Below are 16,678 nucleotides of genomic sequence, written 5' to 3'. Positions count from 1 at the left end.
TTTAAGATAACCAAAGGAGTCATACTGTAAGGTATGACTCCTTTTTTTTGTTAAAACGCCGAATTAAATTCCTTAAAAGACAATTTAATTCGATAAAATGTTATTTTTTACACCGCATAACATAAGTAATTGTTTTTCAATATTTTAATTTTATTAAAATTTTGTTACTTTTGTGTAATTAAGAAGTATTTTGCTTACATTTATAATACAATAAAACTAAACATTTATCATGAAAAAAATTACATTATTATTAGCATCTTTGGTTACATCTGTTGCTTTTTCGCAGTCAATTTCAATTTCACCTATTCCTTCAACAATAGAAATAGGTGATGTTATAAGTATAGATGTTACTTATGATAAAGGAGGTTTGGTAATGGACTACATGGATATAACATTAAGGCAGTTAAATGAGGCAGGTGATGCAACGATTTTTGACGCTTCTCCTATATTTCCAGCAGCTCCAGGCGATACTGGTATGATTACTGTTGATTATACAATACAAGCAGTTAATAGTATGGCTACTTTTCCAGATTCGTTCGATGGTATGGATTTAGAGACTTCTGCAAATTTAAGTGAAGGGAGTTATGTAATGTTTGCTTTCATGCAGTTGGATACAGGTATGGTAGATTCAATGGGGAATCCAATTAAAACGTTTCCAAGTATAACCCCAGTTCCTGTGACTATAGTGGAAGCAAATACTCTTTCTAACAATAACTTCTCAAAAGATAATATCGCATCTGCAATTAGTCAAGAGCCGGGAAAAATTAACATTAGCACCAACGTAGAAACAGACACTTACAAATTATATGATTTGAGTGGAGCTGTTGTAGTTGACAAGCCTGCTGATGGTTCTATTGATGTTTCAGCGTTGCCAAGTGGCGTTTACATTATTGCTACTGATAGTGGATTAGCTAAAGTTGCATTTTAATTTGCAATCAGGTTATAAACAGAGCATATCAAAAACAAACAGCCTTCGAAGCAAATTCGAAGGCTGTTTGTTTTTAATAATTATTCAGATACTGATTTATACTAATTAGCGTCTAATATTTGTGCAGCATGATCCTTAGTTTTTACTTTGGTAATTACTTGATCAAGCATCCCTTCTTCGTTTATGACAAATGTTGTTCGGTGGATGCCATCATACTCTTTACCCATAAATTTTTTAGGACCCCAAACTCCAAAAGCGTGTATTACACTTTTATCTTCATCAGCCAAAAGTGGAAATGGGAATTCATATTTATTTCTAAAATTAGATTGTCGTTTAGCACTATCAGCGCTAACGCCTATGATTTCATAGCCTTTTTCCTGTAATTCTTTGTAATTATCCTTTAAATTACATGCCTCATTAGTGCATCCAGGGGTGCTTGCCTTGGGATAAAAAAAAACTATTAGTTTCTTCCCTTTATAGTCGTAAAGACTATGTTCAATTCCGTCTTGATCAACTCCTGTAAAGTTTGGAGCAGCGTCGCCTGATTTTAGTGTTGTCATAATTCTTATTTTTACAATAAATCTACAAAAAAATGACCAAGAAAGAGAAAGTTGCATTTGTAATAGAAACTTTAAATACTTTATATCCAGAAATACCCATTCCGTTGGATCACACCGATCCCTATACACTTTTAATTGCTGTTTTACTCAGTGCGCAAAGTACTGATGTTAGAGTGAATCAAATTACACCGCTATTGTTTGCTAAAGCAAATAATCCGTATGATATGATTAAACTTTCTGTTGAAGAAATTAAAGAAATCATTCGGCCAGTTGGGTTGTCTCCAATGAAGTCAAAAGGAATTTATGGGTTGTCTAAAATTTTGATTGAAGAGCATGGAGGTAAGGTGCCTGCCGATATGGAGGCATTAGAGCGATTGCCTGCCGTTGGGCATAAAACAGCAAGCGTAGTAATTTCTCAAGCTTTTGGTGTTCCTGCATTTCCAGTAGATACCCATATACACCGATTAATGTACAGATGGGGATTTACTAACGGAAAAAACGTGGTTCAAACCGAAAAAGATGCCAAACGATTGTTTCCTAAAGAACTATGGAATGATTTGCACCTCCAGATTATATGGTATGGCAGAGAATATTCTCCAGCCAGAGCCTGGGATTTAAATAAAGATATAATTACAAATCAAATAGGGAGAAAATCTGTAATAAATGAATATAGGAAAAAAACTACAAATAAAAATTAGCTGCTATTTTGTTATCTAAACTAGCAACTAATTTTTATTAATTTCAATTAAATAATTATCTGTTTTCAAGACACTTAAAGATCTGGAATAGTTGAGTATAAATTCAATTGATTCAGCTTTTGGTGTTATTTTTTGGTTGCTATTTGAAGTTTTTTTAGAGTAAATTTTTGCCATTTGATTGATATTTATCGTTAACATTTACATTTTAACGATAAAAATAATCATTTATTGCATTAATTAACTAAAACTATTTGATGTTTATCAATCAATTTTCGCAGGTTAATTAAAGCATATCGCATTCTGCCTAAAGCAGTATTGATACTAACGCCAGTTTTATCCGATATCTCTTTAAAACTCATTTCATTGTAGATACGTAGTGTAAGTACTTCTCTTTGGTCATCAGGTAATTCATATACTAAATTTCTGATATCATTTTCAACTTGACTTTTAATGAGTTGCTTTTCAGCATTAAGCGAATTATCACTCAATATAGAAAATATACTAAACTCACCATTGTCATCGTATTTTGGTAATCGATTGCTTTTTCTAAAATGATCGATAACCAGGTTGTGAGCAATACGCATCACCCAAGGTAAAAATTTACCTTCTTCATTATAGCGTCCTTTTTTTAATGTATTAATAACCTTAATAAAAGTATCTTGAAAAACATCATTAGCAATGTCTTTATCAAGTACCTTTGAAAAGATAAAACTGAAAATACGTTGGTTGTGTCTATTTATTAGTACACCTAACGCTTGTTCGTTTCCATTTACATACTCTGAAACTAATACCGAATCCTCCTGTTTTCTTAATACCATAAATTACATTTTTTTGAAAATTAATAACATAAATAAGATCAATATTGACTTATATATATTATTAATTACGGGATAAATATATAAATAAATTTAGGAGCAGTTTGTTCAAATTCTTCGTTTTAGAAGACCTAAAGTAGGTGTACTGCAGCAAAAAGTCGGTTTATTTTTTGTTTTTGGTCATTTAGATGACCAAATAAAAAATATTGAAGGATAATTCCTACAAAAAAGTAATATTTACTATTTTTTATTTGTTTTTTCGCTATTATTTTCATAAATAACTGTATATCAAAATATTGTACTTAAAAGTTTTTTTATGGTTCTGCTTAATCAGTTTGATAATAGCAACTATTTAATAGTTATGTTTACTTAATTATCTAGGTATACTACGGTGGATAATAATATTTTATTGTGATTCGTAAGATTATTTTTACGAACTAATTTTATGTTGACCAGCATCTGATTTTAATTTGTTCAAATAAAAATAAGTTTTTTTGTTTGGACATGAAAGAAAGCATAAGCGCAACCTTAGCTAGATTAGTGTTTTATTCTGAGGTATCACAAGCGAAAAAGAACCTTTTTAAATAAAAAATTTGAAATCAGAAACGTTATTAATACAATTAATTAGTAACTATTTATTTAAGGAAATTGTTTGGGTAAATGAAAAACGACCAATTAATTTTAATTGGTCGTTTTTTTTTGGTTCATATTTTAAATAGGAATTTAAAAATTCCTAGGCTCATGTATTAAAATTTTATATTCATTTCCTACTCCCAGTAAATACTAAAATTAATTTTTGTTAATTTTAAGTATAAATTGGGTAGTTGTAATAGTTTCAATAGCTTTTGAATAACTTAATATAAAGTTAATGGTTTCTTTATCTGGCTTCAATTCTTGGTTGTAATTAGAAGTTTGAGTAGAGTAAATTTTAGCCATGAGTATATCTTTTATCGTTAACATTTACTTTTTAACGATAAAAAAATGGCTTTATTGCTTAGTTTACTAAAACTATTTGATGTTTATCAATCAATTTTCGCAGATTAATTAACGCATAGCGCATTCTTCCTAAAGCTGTGTTAATACTTACACCAGTCTTATCTGAAATTTCTTTGAAACTCATTTCATTGTATATGCGTAAAATCAAAACCTCTTTTTGGTCATCTGGAAGCTCATGTACAAGATTACGAACATCATTTTCTACTTGATCCTTAATAAGTTGTTTTTCAGCGTTAAGCGAGTTATCACTTAAAACCGAAAAAATACTAAACTCACCATTGTCATCAAATTTAGGCAAACGATTTCCTTTTCTAAAGTGATCAATTACTAAGTTATGTGCAATACGCATTACCCATGGTAAAAACTTACCTTCTTCATTGTAGCGTCCTCTTTTAAGTGTATTGATCACTTTTACAAATGTATCTTGAAAAACATCATTGGCGATATCTTTATCTAATACTTTCGAAAATATAAAACTGAATATACGCTGATTATGCCTATCAATTAGAATACCTAACGCTTGCTCGTTTCCTTTAATGTATTCTGAAACTAAAACTGAATCTTCTTGTTTTCTTAAAACCATGAATATTACTTTTTCTTAAAGAGTATGAAATTTTAAAGTAATATTTTACAATAGGCTTTTTGTTTTATTAAGTACGGTGTAAATATATAAATAAATTTGCAAAAACCTAGTGGTCATTATTTTTTAACAAAAAAGCAGTAGCTGTTATACTGTAGTTATTGTACACTTATTTTTATATTTGAAGCTTATGATTAAAGTAAAAAAAGATATAAATTTAGGCAAGCTAGACCCTAAAAAGAATATAATAATAAAAGGAGCAAAACTTCATAATTTAAAAAATATTGATGTTGTAATTCCTAGGAATAAACTTGTAGTAATTACTGGATTATCGGGATCCGGAAAATCAAGTTTGGCTTTCGATACGCTTTACGCAGAAGGGCAACGCCGGTATGTTGAAAGTTTGTCTTCATACGCACGTCAATTTTTAGGACGTTTAAATAAACCTAAGGTTGATTATATAAAAGGTATAGCGCCTGCTATTGCAATTGAGCAGAAAGTAAATTCGACAAACCCTAGATCAACAGTAGGGACCACTACTGAAATTTATGATTATTTAAAGCTGCTATATGCACGTATTGGAAAAACTTTTTCTCCAATTTCTGGAAATGAAGTTAAAAAACATACGGTTACCGATGTAATAAATCAGGTAAAACAATTCGAAGAAAAGACGAAACTTCTTTTGTTAGCCCCTGTTCATATTGAAAAAGGAAGAACGCTTAATGAAAAATTACAGGTTTTACTACAACAAGGTTTTGTTCGTGTAAAACAAAATAACAAAATAGAACGGTTAAATACCGACAGTGAGTTTGATGAAAAAGCACCCTGTTTTATTGTTATTGATAGGATTGTAACCAAAAATGATGAAGATTTTTACAATCGTCTTGCTGATGCAATAAGTACCGCCTTTTACGAAGGTAAAGGTCAATGTATTTTAGAAGAAGTGGTTACTAACAAAACCTATGATTTTAGTAACAAATTTGAATTGGACGGTAAAGAATTTTTAGAACCTAACGTTCATTTATTTAGTTTTAATAATCCCTACGGAGCCTGTCCGAAATGCGAAGGATATGGTGATGTTATTGGAATTGATGAGGATTTAGTAGTCCCAGATACCTCAAAAAGTGTTTATGAGGGAGCTATACTTCCGTGGAAAGGTGAAACTATGGGCTTTTACAAGGATCAGTTAGTGAATAACGCTTATAAGTTTGACTTCCCCATACACAAACCCTATTTTGAATTAACTGAAAAGCAACAAAATTTAATTTGGGAAGGAAATGGGTTTTTTGAGGGGATTTATAGTTTTTTTCAAACTTTAGAATCTAAAGCTTACAAAATTCAAAACAGAGTGATGCTTTCCCGTTACCGTGGAAAAACAAAATGTGCTAGTTGCAAAGGAAAAAGGTTGCGTGAGGAAGCCAGTTACGTTAAAATTAACGGGACAAGCTTAAATGATTTGGTGGAATTACCAATTTCTGAATTAATTTATTTTTTTAATGAGTTACAGCTTACAGAACATGATCAAACTATTGCGGAACGATTATTAAAAGAAATAAATAGTAGACTCGAGTTTTTAAATTTAGTAGGACTGCAATATTTGACTTTAAACAGAAAATCAAATACGCTTTCAGGAGGAGAATCTCAGCGGATTAATTTGGCAACGTCTTTAGGGAGTAGTTTGGTGGGATCTATGTATATTTTAGACGAGCCAAGTATTGGATTGCATTCTAAGGATAATGAAAAATTAATTAAGGTACTTTTATCTTTAAGAGATTTAGGAAATACAGTAATAGTAGTGGAGCATGATGAAGAAATTATGAAAGCAGCTGATCAAATTATTGATATTGGACCTGAGGCGGGGACATTTGGTGGCGAATTGGTAGCGCAAGGAACTTTTGAAGAAATATTAAAAAAGAACACATTAACAGCTGGGTATTTGTCAGGTAATCAAACCATTAAAGTACCTGAAAAAAGAAATAAAAGCAAGGAATATATTGACATTAAAGGAGCCCGAGCCAATAATTTGAAAAATATTGATGTTAGGATTCCTTTAGGTATAATGACGGCTATTACAGGAGTTTCGGGTAGTGGAAAAAGTACCTTGGTGAAAAATATTTTATACCCAGCACTTCGTAAAGAATTGGGTATTCATGGCGATAAAGCAGGTGAGTTTTCTGGAATTTCCGGAAATTATTCTAGTATAAAATCTGTTGAATTTATTGATCAAAACCCTATTGGTAGATCGTCTCGTTCAAACCCTGTGACTTACATAAAAGCTTATGATGATATCCGTAGTTTGTTTGCCAGTCAGCGTTTAGCGCAGTTACGTAATTATCAAACAAAACACTTTTCTTTTAATGTTGATGGTGGACGTTGTGATAATTGTAAAGGAGAGGGTGAGGTAACTATCGAAATGCAATTTATGGCTGATGTACATTTGGAATGCGACCAGTGTAAAGGCAAACGTTTTAAAAAAGAGGTGCTTGAAATTCAATTTCATAAAAAGTCTATTGATGACATACTTTGTATGACTATTGATAATGCAATCGCATTTTTTAAAGAACATAATCAAAAGAAAATTGTTCGTAAGCTTAAACCTTTGCAAGATGTTGGGCTTGGCTACGTGCAGTTAGGGCAAAGTTCGGCAACACTTTCAGGAGGAGAGGCGCAACGTATTAAATTAGCATCATTTCTTGTCAAAGGAATTACAAAAGATAAAGTATTATTTATTTTTGATGAACCTACAACAGGATTACACTTTCATGATATTAAAAAGTTAATTGCTTCTTTTAATGCTTTATTAGAAAAAGGACATTCCGTGTTAGTTATTGAACATAATCTTGATTTAATTAAGTGTGCAGACTATGTTATTGATTTAGGTCCTGAAGGAGGTAAAAATGGTGGTAATTTAGTAGCAATAGGTACACCAGAAGAGGTGGCAGCTAATAAAGAATCATATACAGGACAGTACTTAAAAGGAAAAGTTAACTGATTTGTGTCATATTCAGCATTTAAAACTGCCTAAAATGTAAAATAATAAAAAAATAAGGTTACAAAAAATCATGTAACCTTGCTTTTTAAAAATTACAGTTTAATAACTTGCGTTATAAACTCCCCTTTATTGGTGCGTACAGTCATAAAATATGAGTTAGGAAATAGGTAACTGATATTCATAGTATCCTTCATACTTCCAAAAAATAAACCAACAAGGTTTCCATTAATATCATGAAAACTGATATTATCTATAATTATACTATCGTCTAATACCTCTAAGGCTAATGGGCCTAGTGTTGGATTGGGAGAAAGTGTAAACAAATCTGAAAATTGAGGTGCTTCAATAACTTCTCTTTTTACAGTTACTATTTCATCTTCGGTAATAACAGGAGGGTTAAAATCAAAATAAATACCAGCACCATTTATAATTTGATCACCTTCCACTAAATTATCTTTTGATTTAATTTTGAATAATACATAGCCATCATTATTAGCATCATCAAACGGAAGATTAATATCATTAAAATGGAATTCAACCACTTTATTATTAGTTATAGTAGTTGTAAATGGCTTGCTTCCTTTTAAAGGAATAAATGATTTAATGTCCAATTTGGTAGTATCAATATCATCACGAACTCTAATATTAACAGCTTCGGCAGTTCCTTTATTTTCAAAACGAATTAAATAGTGCAAGTATGTACCAACATTATCAGGATCCAGTATATCACCTTCTAAACAAGTTTTATCGTTAGGATCATATGAATTTACTACAGGTTGATTTAAAGGAGCTGTATTATTATCAGGGGTTTTGTCATCTCCAGCATTAATTTTAGCTAGGTAATTAAGTGTTTCTCCACCAATTAATGCAGGATCATCAGTAGGAGTGTTCAAGCGTATGCTTAGGTTAATTTCTCTAGTTTCTAATGGGGCTAAATCGGTAAAATTCCAAGTTAACAATCCATTTGTATTACTAGCTACTTGCGGAGTAGCAGATACAAAGGTAAGCACGTCATTTTGGTAGTTTAAAGTTACACTACCTGATTGAGTAGCTGTAGCTATATTTTTGTAAATGATTTTGTAATACGAAGTAAAACCAGGTCTAGCTCTGTTAATAGGAAAAATAGAAATTTCAACATCATCACAAATGGTTACAGGTTGCACGCAAAACTCATTTGGTATATCTTCCAAATTTTCAGGAATATTATAACGAGTAGTACCAGGGGTAAAAGTAGGGAAAAAGGTAAAATAATTAGGGTTTGACACATTAGCAAATAAAGAATAATTATTTCCGTCAGGAACAAAAAAGTCATACTCTCCCTTTTCATTAGGAAAAACGGTATACACACCACTTGTAGGTGAAAATAAAGTGAACCTAGCATCTTCATTAAAAGGCAAGTCATCATTGTCACAACCATCACTTTCATTATCATAGGTTACAGTACCCGAAATACGATTGTGAGGAGTATCACAATCATTGGATAGTAGGACGTTTGTTTGATTGGTTTCTTTTAAAAGATCAAAAATGGGATTCAAATATTGTTGGTCGGCACAAATAAACTCTAGGTTCGGGCAATTATTTAAATAAAGATTTAATCTTTCTTTTCCAAATCTTGTAATAGTGGCTATAGGCTGGCCTGTCATAAATACCTCGGTAAGATTCGGATTTGATTCAAATTCTAATTGTTTTACATTAGAATTTCTGATATCCAGTGATTTAATTTGTGTATGACTACAAAATAAACGTTCTAATTTTGTATTATTTTTAAGATTTATTTTGTCAATTGATGTATTGGTAAATCGTAAAAAAGGATAATTTGGGCATGTTTATAACTTCCAAATTATTAAGATTAGGATTGTTAAGAACGTCTAAAGAATTCAATTCAGTATTATTGCTTAAGTTTAAACTTTCTAAATCTCCAAAAGCTAAACTTAAATTTTGCAACTTTTTATTATTAGAAACGTCTAAACCATTTATTTTTCCTGATAAAGCTAATCGTGTTAGTTCAATATTTTTTGAAACATCAATAACCGAAGGAAAGCTATTTTGATTGGCTCCTAAATTTGTTAATAAAGTGTTTTTTGATATATCTAGGTTGGTGAGTTTATTTGTATTTATAAATAAATTTTTTAACTGTAAATTTTTAGACACATCTAAACCTGATAACTCATTGAAACCTAAATTGATATTTACTAGATTGATATTGTTTGTAATATCAATTTGAGTAAGGTCATTTTGTGAAGCATCTAAATAAGATAATTCTAAATTTTTTGAAAGATTTAATGTTGTTAGTTGGTTTTTTCTTAGAATCAAACTTTTCAATAAAATATTATTAGAAAGGTCAATTGAAGTTAGATTATTATTAGTTGCATTTAAAGATGTAATATTTTTAAAAAATTGAATACCAGTCAAATTGGAAATATTTGATTGTAATACGGATAGAGCTGTTATCGCTTCCGCTTCTGAAATACTAATTTTATCATCCCCATTGGTATCAATAATAGGGTTGTGATTTAACAAAGCTTGTTCAAAATTAGAATCGGGAAAATTAATCTGGGCTTGTACGTTAAAACATAGCATTAGTAATGCTATGAAAAATAAAAAGTGGTTTTTCATAATTTTAGTTTATTGGTTTTAGTAATTAAATATTGGATTTTGAAGTCTATAATCTTATTGCTGTGTTATACAAGTATTATTACATCATTTTTTTTCAGGACAACGATAATAAATGACAGTGACTAGCTAGTAAGCTAAATATTTATTCCAAGTCTGTTTTTAACTAACATTTCAATAATTGTTATTACTGTTTACTGAGTAAATGATGTTTTATTTAGTGTTAGTGGTAATCGTTATTTGAAATAAAATTTTGTTTGATTTTTTAAAATTATTTCTAACAAAAAAGAATAGGTATTTTGAGAGGTAAATGTCAAATAGAAGGAATTTCATTGGGTTTAATCTTAGGTTAATTTTATTGTAGATGATTAGTAAATTGTTTCGGTGCCGAAAAGTAGTATGTATATACTAAAGTGTTGAAGATTAATTTCTTTAATGAGTACCATAAGATAATATGGGACTATTTAGCAATGATTATTACCTATCAATGTAGATTGAACTTTAAATTTGTGAAAAAATTTAAAGAATAAATGGCATGTAAGTCGTACACAATTAATTGTTGCTGTTAGGAGTTGAAAAAACGATAATTATTAGCTATAGTATTCAAGAAATTTTTTGGTAATTATGATTGTTGTTTGACATGTGTTTTTGGTTTAACAGCAGATTATAATTGATTAATTTGGGTATTTTTTTAACCTATATTTAATGAAAAGCCATGGGCGGCTCGAATTTGTTCTTGCAATAAGCAGCACTACAAAAGAGTGCTTACTTACGAAAAATCCAAATGGTATATTTCTAAAGTAATATTTTAAGAAAAGATATTTTAGAAATGAGTGAAGGGAGGAGCACAAACAAGCTCCTAGTTAGGGCTTACTGATTTTCTAAAAAAAATGACATAGCCTCAATATTTATAGGGTGTTGGAGTGATTTTATGATCCAAACAGTGTGCATAAGTGCATTAGATTTCGTATCTTATTATTAAATATTGTGCACTTATGATCAAATATACTCCTGCCAATCAACTGACTTTAGAAGGATTCGAGCATCCATTTGACCAAGAATTATCTCCAGAGAATAGATGGGTAAAGTTAGCAGCTCAGTAGCACTTCTGGAAAGGAAAGTATTGATGTTCGTTTGGTCATCGGAGCAATTATCGTAAAACACAAGTTAGGATTAGACGATCGAGGTACTGTTGCTATGATAAGCGAGAATATTAATCTTCAATATTTTTGCGAGTTAAAGAGTTTTCAAATCGCATTACCTTTTCATCCAACCGTTTTTGTAGATATTCGTAAGCGTATGGGAGCTTCTGAGTTTGATTTATGGAATACACAGATCATCGAAAAAGTAGATAGCTTAAAGGCAAAGAGCAAACAACTCATCTCAAAGAGCGACAAGGAAGATTCATAAAAGAAAAAGGGATTAGAATTATTGGTAAACCTCTAGGAAGACCATCAAAAGAAAATCTAACTGCTTATCAAAAACGCAAACAAAAAAAAGAACGCAATCAAAGAAATTTCATTGAAGGCAAATTTGGACAAGGTAAAAAAACGCATATGGTCTCAACCATATTCAAGCCAAAAGAAGCTACACCTCCGAAAGCTGGATTGGTGCAATCTTTTTTGTCATGAATTTGGTATTAATACTAAAAATAGCTAAGAAATTAGCTGTTTTTTATCATTTATTGGTAAATAGGTCACCGATCCATTACTCAATCAAGCTAATGGTACTTCAAATAAGAATCACATGGAAATATTTTGAAAAGATTTTTGGTAAACAAACGAATTTTAATTTTTTGACTTAAACAAAAATCAGCAAGCCCTAAATAGTCAATACCTCCTAAGGTAAATACTGTGTAGCGAGAGCGCATGAACTGTTTAGGGAATTTGGTTGAGGCGATATTTTTTATGAATAATTCCATTACACTTTTGGTATATAGTATGGTTTCCGCAAGGATATTTTTGTAATTTATAAAACACACTAGGTATTAAACCGTTTCCGGCATTAAATTTCCCATTTAAAATGATTCATTTTTGTTTAATATTTTAAAGAAAAACTATGAAATAGTTAGGGTTGCGACTATAACTTTTTTTTGTTCTAACGAAAAAAATTAATTTTAATCGATTATTTTATAAACAACATTAGCTTTATTGTTGTTTTACCTTTAGCTGCTCCTGAAACTTGCGAGCCATATCTTTTTTTAGGGCCTTATTTTTATCTTTTTCTTTCCGCGCTTTATTTTTTTTACGTTCCATTAATTTGGAATGTAAGGCTTTATTTTTGGTGTTTTTAGAGCTGCCAGATTTAGCCATGTTAACTTAAATTTTTTTTACGTATTTGGTAACAATTACTATGTGTTGTCCATCGACTTTACCTTCAATATATTCCGCATTTTCATGATCTAATGATACCCTACGTACGGCGGTACCACGTTTGGCAATCATACTGGATCCTTTTACGGGTAGGTCTTTAATTAAAACTACACTATCTCCAGCTTCAATAACCACTCCGTTACTATCGCGATGAATTATTTTATCTTCAGGATCATCACCCTCTCCAGTAGCTTGAGCCCATTTTAAATCTTCTTCTTCAAGATACATCATATCTAACAAATCCTGAGGCCAACCTTCATTTCGTAAACGATTCAGTATTCTCCAAGCTATAATTTGCACGGCTTTATGCTCGCACCACATACTATCATTTAAGCAGCGCCAATGATTAGGGTCAGTTTTATCAGGATTTTCAATTTGTTCAATACAATTATAGCAAGCGTAAATACTTTTAGATAAGTCCATTTGTTTTATTGTAGGAGGGACTTGAAAAACTTTTAAGTTTTCGATAGTGGCACAAAGTTCGCAAGTAGTATTGCTTCTTTTTTTTAATTCTCTTTCTATATTCATTGAGCTTGATTTACTATAAATAAATTACTAATTGACCTTTCTATATATAAGTAGTTGTAAAAACAGTATTTTGAAAAATACAATTTTAAAATGCGCTAAATGTATAAATAAAAAACCGTTTGATTAGAAATATCAAACGGTTCAATTTATAATACTAGCAAATTAATTTGCAAAGTCTATTTTCTACATTCCTTCAGTGAAACAGTCTTTATTCTAAAGTTTCGGATGCAAACTTATTTTATAAATGAATGACTTCATCATAAGCATCTGCTACAGCTTCCATGACAGCTTCGCTCATAGTAGGATGCGGATGTATTGATTTTAAAATTTCATGTCCAGTAGTTTCTAGCTTACGTGCTACAACAGCTTCGGCAATCATATCAGTTACACCAGCACCTATCATATGGCAGCCTAACCATTCTCCATATTTAGCGTCAAAAATTACTTTTACGAATCCATCAGGAGTTCCGCCAGCTTGGGCTTTACCAGATGCTGTAAATGGGAACTTACCAATTTTTAAATCGTAACCCTGTTCTTTAGCTTTGGCTTCAGTTAAACCAACACTTGCAATTTCAGGTGTTGCATAAGTACACCCAGGAATATTTCCGTAATCAACTGCTGGGGTGTGTACACCGGCTATCTTTTCAACACAGGTAATTCCTTCTGCAGAAGCAACATGTGCCAAAGCAGGTCCAGGAACCACATCACCAATAGCAAAAATACCCGGAATATTGGTTTGATACCATTCGTTGACTAAAATTTTATCTCTATCAGTAGCAATACCTAAATCCTCCAAACCGATATTTTCAATATTTGTTTTGATACCTACTGCTGATAAAACGATATCCGCTTCAAGCGTTTCGATTCCTTTGGCTGTTTTAACCGTAGCAACAACACCTTTTCCTGAGGTATCTACACTTTCAACAGCTGAATTAGTCATTACTTTGATACCTGATTTTTTGAAGCTCTTTTCAAACTGTTTTGAAATATCAACATCTTCAACAGGGACTAAGTTTGGAAGAAATTCTACGATAGTAACTTCTGTTCCCATGGAATTGTAAAAATGGGCAAATTCAACACCTATAGCTCCTGACCCTACAACGATCATTTTTTTGGGTTGCTTTTTAAGTGTCATTGCTTGGCGGTATCCAATTACCTTTTCACCATCTTGCGGTAAGTTTGGTAATTCGCGAGAACGCGCACCAGTAGCAATTATAATGTTTTTAGCAGTATAATCTGTAGCCACACCTTTATCATCAGTAACCGTTAAAGTACCAGCGGCTTTTAATTTTCCAAACCCATTGATTACATCAATTTTGTTTTTTTTCATTAAAAATTGAACGCCTTTACTCATAGTACCAGCAACGTTTCGACTACGTTTAACTACCGCTCCAAAATCCTTGTCAAATTCGGAAACGGTTAACCCGTAATCACTGGCATGTTTTAAGTAATCAAAAACTTGTGCACTTTTTAATAATGCTTTGGTTGGAATACATCCCCAATTTAAACAAACACCTCCCAAGCTTTCTTTTTCTACTATAGCAGTTTTTAAACCTAGTTGTGAGGCTCTAATAGCAGTTACATAACCACCTGGACCACTCCCTAACACAATAACATCATATGCGCTCATTCTGAATAAAAATTTGATTGTTGAGGCACGAAAATACGTATTTATCCTTAATTTTAAAAGCACATTTACACATACACTACTTAGTAAAAAATGACTTTTTTAAGTATTTTAAGCGCGATCGTTGTAGTATTCATTACTTAGTTGAGCTATTGTTGATTTTATGTTACTTTTTCTTAATTAAATCAATTGAAATGGCAATTTAAATTTGAGCAAGTATTAACTGATAATCTGATCCTAGAAGAAATACAATATTATTTGGCAGTTAATAAAGAAAAACGATAGCTCAACCCAAAATTGAAAGAAGCATTACTTAAGTCGCCTCCGCTTGCTTTAACGTATCCAGCTGCGGCACGCAAATTCAATTGGTCTGTTAAATGATAATAAATACCTGCGCTGGGTTTTAAAATTAATCCTTGCCCGGTACTGATGTTGCCTCCTCCTGCTGCACCAGCTAGCGCTTGCCCAAATACACTTATTTTATTTTGAAAGATTGGAGCTGATTGTATTCCTACACCTAAAATACCTTCGGCATAGGCACCTGCATTTCCAAAATTGGCAAAGGAAGTTTGTCCCGTAGCGTAAATATGTTTTTTTAAGAATAAATCTACTTGTAATGAAATTTGATACAAATCCTCGGTAGGGTTAGTAACGCGCTTGGCATCCGTATATACATCTTGCTTGATAATAATGTTTAGTCCTTTGAACTTGGTTTTTGTTAATGCATATTGGTCGGAAAGTGTACCTTCGGTATTTACGTAGTATTTAAGACCAAATCCTAACGTTGAAGCGTTAAAGTGTTGATTTGGTGAAAGCATAAATCCTTTGTTTATGGATACATAAAATCCTTCGTAAATCTTTTGTTCTATAGAAAGATCAGGATATAATAGAGCACCTCCTTGAGAGTCTACGCCACCACCTCCGCCAGCACCTATAGCAAATTTGCCTAACAGGTTTGTTCGGTTTTTATTCATTGAAAAATGATATCCTCCGCCTAAAAAAACATCCATATATCCAGCTGGAATTCCGCTGTACGCACCATCGGTTTTAAATAACCAAAACCAGTTTTTAGTTAAATAAGCATTAATTTCAACACCAGATAGTCGTATTGTTTTGTCATTTAATGAAACACCTAGGTTATTGCGGGAATCTCCCATAGGCGAAAGGTTATTTAAATGCGCCATAACTGAAATTCTATTGGAAATTTTTTCCCACAAAGAACCTTTTAAACTACTGGTGCTGTATTTTTTTTCGGCATTAAGGTAATTAGCGTAATCAAATGAAATGGGAACCTGAAGACTGATATAAAATTGATCGCTTTTTATTTCGCCATCATCAAAAAAGTTAACGTAGCTATAACCACCACTTAGTGAAAATTTTGAAAATTGGTATCCAAAACTTAAATGTGGTAAAATGAAAGCTCCACCACCATCAGGTGCACCACCACCACCACCGCCACCAAAATGAATTCCAGTATCAACAAATAAACTTTCGGTAATTTTTTTTTGAATACCAGCATTAACTCCTAAGGTAAAAAAACCACCTCGGATACCACTTACTGATCCATAAATTCCTAAACCAGTATAAAAATCTTTGAATTTCAAATTGTAATGAATGCCACTAAAACCCATATTGACTTCGTTTTCATCGGGCATTTTTATGGATAAAAAGTCCAAATTGGCAAATGCTTTTTGTGTGTTAAATACAGGAGTGTTTGTGTTTTCCTGAGCAATAACCAATGGCAAATTACATATCAAAACAGAAAAAAATAAAAGATGTTTAAAACGTAAAAAATAGTTTTCCATAAATAGCTTAAAGACATTATAAAAAAAGGCTAAAGATAAAGCTAGTCCTCAAATAAGTGTACTACTGCTGTGTTTTTTTGGTAAAAAAATGGCATTAAATGAGCGAATCTTTTTTAGCAAGATCAAATAGGGGCAATCAAAAGTTTTTTTTTCATTTAAAACCT

14 protein-coding genes and 2 pseudogenes are annotated in these 16,678 nt (G+C 31.6%); 5 read left to right on the top strand and 11 right to left on the bottom strand.

Going from position 1 to position 16,678, the window contains the following annotated elements; translation table 11 throughout:
* Positions 1 to 229: 229 nt before the first annotated feature.
* Complete coding sequence (locus GMC_RS0118255) at positions 230 to 928, top strand: T9SS type A sorting domain-containing protein (RefSeq protein ID WP_010523499.1); 699 nt, start codon at positions 230 to 232, stop codon at positions 926 to 928.
* A 101-nt stretch (positions 929 to 1,029) separates the two neighbouring features.
* Here GMC_RS0118255 and bcp read toward each other — a convergent pair whose 3' ends face one another.
* Positions 1,030 to 1,488 (bottom strand): thioredoxin-dependent thiol peroxidase, encoded by a 459-nt coding sequence (bcp, locus tag GMC_RS0118250; RefSeq protein ID WP_010523498.1) that lies wholly within the window; start codon positions 1,486 to 1,488, stop codon positions 1,030 to 1,032.
* A gap of 32 nt (positions 1,489 to 1,520) precedes the next feature.
* Here bcp and GMC_RS0118245 point away from each other — a divergent pair, with 32 nt between their 5' ends.
* Entirely contained in the window at positions 1,521 to 2,186 is a 666-nt protein-coding gene (locus tag GMC_RS0118245) for an endonuclease III domain-containing protein (protein ID WP_010523497.1), read from the top strand.
* 27 nt (positions 2,187 to 2,213) lie between these two features.
* On the opposite strand, the gene GMC_RS21865 is transcribed toward GMC_RS0118245, so the two are convergent.
* The 4 genes from GMC_RS21865 to GMC_RS0118215 form a co-directional block, all read right to left on the bottom strand.
* Positions 2,214 to 2,360, bottom strand: a complete 147-nt coding sequence (locus GMC_RS21865; protein WP_193361500.1) for a hypothetical protein — start codon at positions 2,358 to 2,360, stop codon at positions 2,214 to 2,216.
* Positions 2,361 to 2,419: 59 nt separating this feature from the next.
* On the bottom strand, positions 2,420 to 3,004 hold the full coding sequence (locus GMC_RS0118235; protein ID WP_010523496.1) for an RNA polymerase sigma factor: 585 nt from the start codon (positions 3,002 to 3,004) through the stop codon (positions 2,420 to 2,422).
* A gap of 786 nt (positions 3,005 to 3,790) precedes the next feature.
* Positions 3,791 to 3,937 (bottom strand): hypothetical protein, encoded by a 147-nt coding sequence (locus GMC_RS21860; RefSeq protein ID WP_193361499.1) that lies wholly within the window; start codon positions 3,935 to 3,937, stop codon positions 3,791 to 3,793.
* A gap of 58 nt (positions 3,938 to 3,995) precedes the next feature.
* Complete coding sequence (locus GMC_RS0118215) at positions 3,996 to 4,580, bottom strand: RNA polymerase sigma factor (protein WP_010523495.1); 585 nt, start codon at positions 4,578 to 4,580, stop codon at positions 3,996 to 3,998.
* Positions 4,581 to 4,767: 187 nt separating this feature from the next.
* Here GMC_RS0118215 and uvrA point away from each other — a divergent pair, with 187 nt between their 5' ends.
* Positions 4,768 to 7,569 carry an excinuclease ABC subunit UvrA gene (gene uvrA / locus GMC_RS0118210; protein ID WP_010523494.1) on the top strand — a complete coding sequence of 934 codons (2,802 nt, stop codon included), beginning with the start codon at positions 4,768 to 4,770 and terminating at the stop codon, positions 7,567 to 7,569.
* Positions 7,570 to 7,661: 92 nt separating this feature from the next.
* Here the strand turns inward: uvrA and GMC_RS20295 are convergent, their stop codons facing one another.
* Both GMC_RS20295 and GMC_RS20290 read right to left on the bottom strand, forming a co-directional pair.
* A complete protein-coding gene (locus GMC_RS20295; protein ID WP_010523493.1) occupies positions 7,662 to 9,212 on the bottom strand; it encodes a T9SS type A sorting domain-containing protein in 1,551 nt (516 codons plus the stop codon).
* 136 nt (positions 9,213 to 9,348) lie between these two features.
* Positions 9,349 to 10,185, bottom strand: coding sequence for a leucine-rich repeat domain-containing protein (locus GMC_RS20290; protein WP_010523492.1), 837 nt, complete (start codon positions 10,183 to 10,185; stop codon positions 9,349 to 9,351).
* Between the two features lie 992 nt (positions 10,186 to 11,177).
* Here GMC_RS20290 and GMC_RS23275 point away from each other — a divergent pair.
* Both GMC_RS23275 and GMC_RS23270 read left to right on the top strand, forming a co-directional pair.
* Positions 11,178 to 11,589: pseudogene (locus GMC_RS23275) on the top strand (transposase); the annotation flags it as partial.
* A pseudogene (locus tag GMC_RS23270) lies at positions 11,589 to 11,875 on the top strand (transposase); the annotation flags it as partial. The pseudogenes GMC_RS23275 and GMC_RS23270, both read left to right, overlap by 1 nt.
* A gap of 454 nt (positions 11,876 to 12,329) precedes the next feature.
* On the opposite strand, the gene GMC_RS21855 reads toward GMC_RS23270, so the two are convergent.
* The 4 genes from GMC_RS21855 to GMC_RS0118165 all read right to left on the bottom strand — a co-directional run bounded on the left by GMC_RS21855 (position 12,330) and on the right by GMC_RS0118165 (position 16,514).
* Positions 12,330 to 12,494, bottom strand: coding sequence for a hypothetical protein (locus GMC_RS21855; protein WP_193361498.1), 165 nt, complete (start codon positions 12,492 to 12,494; stop codon positions 12,330 to 12,332).
* A 6-nt stretch (positions 12,495 to 12,500) separates the two neighbouring features.
* Positions 12,501 to 13,082, bottom strand: a complete 582-nt coding sequence (locus GMC_RS0118175) for a PhnA domain-containing protein (RefSeq protein WP_010523490.1) — start codon at positions 13,080 to 13,082, stop codon at positions 12,501 to 12,503.
* A gap of 238 nt (positions 13,083 to 13,320) precedes the next feature.
* Positions 13,321 to 14,712: a dihydrolipoyl dehydrogenase gene (gene lpdA / locus GMC_RS0118170; protein WP_010523489.1), complete on the bottom strand. Its 1,392-nt coding sequence runs from the start codon at positions 14,710 to 14,712 to the stop codon at positions 13,321 to 13,323.
* Positions 14,713 to 14,963: 251 nt separating this feature from the next.
* Positions 14,964 to 16,514, bottom strand: coding sequence for a hypothetical protein (locus GMC_RS0118165; protein ID WP_010523488.1), 1,551 nt, complete (start codon positions 16,512 to 16,514; stop codon positions 14,964 to 14,966).
* Positions 16,515 to 16,678 lie beyond the last annotated feature (164 nt).

It is taken from the genome of Aquimarina agarivorans (genome assembly GCF_000218485.1).
Classification (GTDB): domain Bacteria; phylum Bacteroidota; class Bacteroidia; order Flavobacteriales; family Flavobacteriaceae; genus Aquimarina; species Aquimarina agarivorans.
The sequence above is the reverse complement of the archived record's forward strand: the minus strand, read 5'-3'. Positions and strand labels throughout refer to the sequence as shown.

Bases quoted from the DNA above. Each gene is read 5' to 3' on its own strand.
- GMC_RS0118255 (WP_010523499.1), top strand. From the start codon at position 230: ATGAAAAAAATTACATTATTATTAGCATCTTTGGTTACATCTGTTGCT.
- bcp (WP_010523498.1), bottom strand. From the start codon at position 1,488: ATGACAACACTAAAATCAGGCGACGCTGCTCCAAACTTTACAGGAGTT.
- GMC_RS0118245 (WP_010523497.1), top strand. From the start codon at position 1,521: ATGACCAAGAAAGAGAAAGTTGCATTTGTAATAGAAACTTTAAATACT.
- GMC_RS21865 (WP_193361500.1), bottom strand. From the start codon at position 2,360: ATGGCAAAAATTTACTCTAAAAAAACTTCAAATAGCAACCAAAAAATA.
- GMC_RS0118235 (WP_010523496.1), bottom strand. From the start codon at position 3,004: ATGGTATTAAGAAAACAGGAGGATTCGGTATTAGTTTCAGAGTATGTA.
- GMC_RS21860 (WP_193361499.1), bottom strand. From the start codon at position 3,937: ATGGCTAAAATTTACTCTACTCAAACTTCTAATTACAACCAAGAATTG.
- GMC_RS0118215 (WP_010523495.1), bottom strand. From the start codon at position 4,580: ATGGTTTTAAGAAAACAAGAAGATTCAGTTTTAGTTTCAGAATACATT.
- uvrA (WP_010523494.1), top strand. From the start codon at position 4,768: ATGATTAAAGTAAAAAAAGATATAAATTTAGGCAAGCTAGACCCTAAA.
- GMC_RS20295 (WP_010523493.1), bottom strand. From the start codon at position 9,212: ATGACAGGCCAGCCTATAGCCACTATTACAAGATTTGGAAAAGAAAGA.
- GMC_RS20290 (WP_010523492.1), bottom strand. From the start codon at position 10,185: ATGAAAAACCACTTTTTATTTTTCATAGCATTACTAATGCTATGTTTT.
- GMC_RS21855 (WP_193361498.1), bottom strand. From the start codon at position 12,494: ATGGCTAAATCTGGCAGCTCTAAAAACACCAAAAATAAAGCCTTACAT.
- GMC_RS0118175 (WP_010523490.1), bottom strand. From the start codon at position 13,082: ATGAATATAGAAAGAGAATTAAAAAAAAGAAGCAATACTACTTGCGAA.
- lpdA (WP_010523489.1), bottom strand. From the start codon at position 14,712: ATGAGCGCATATGATGTTATTGTGTTAGGGAGTGGTCCAGGTGGTTAT.
- GMC_RS0118165 (WP_010523488.1), bottom strand. From the start codon at position 16,514: ATGGAAAACTATTTTTTACGTTTTAAACATCTTTTATTTTTTTCTGTT.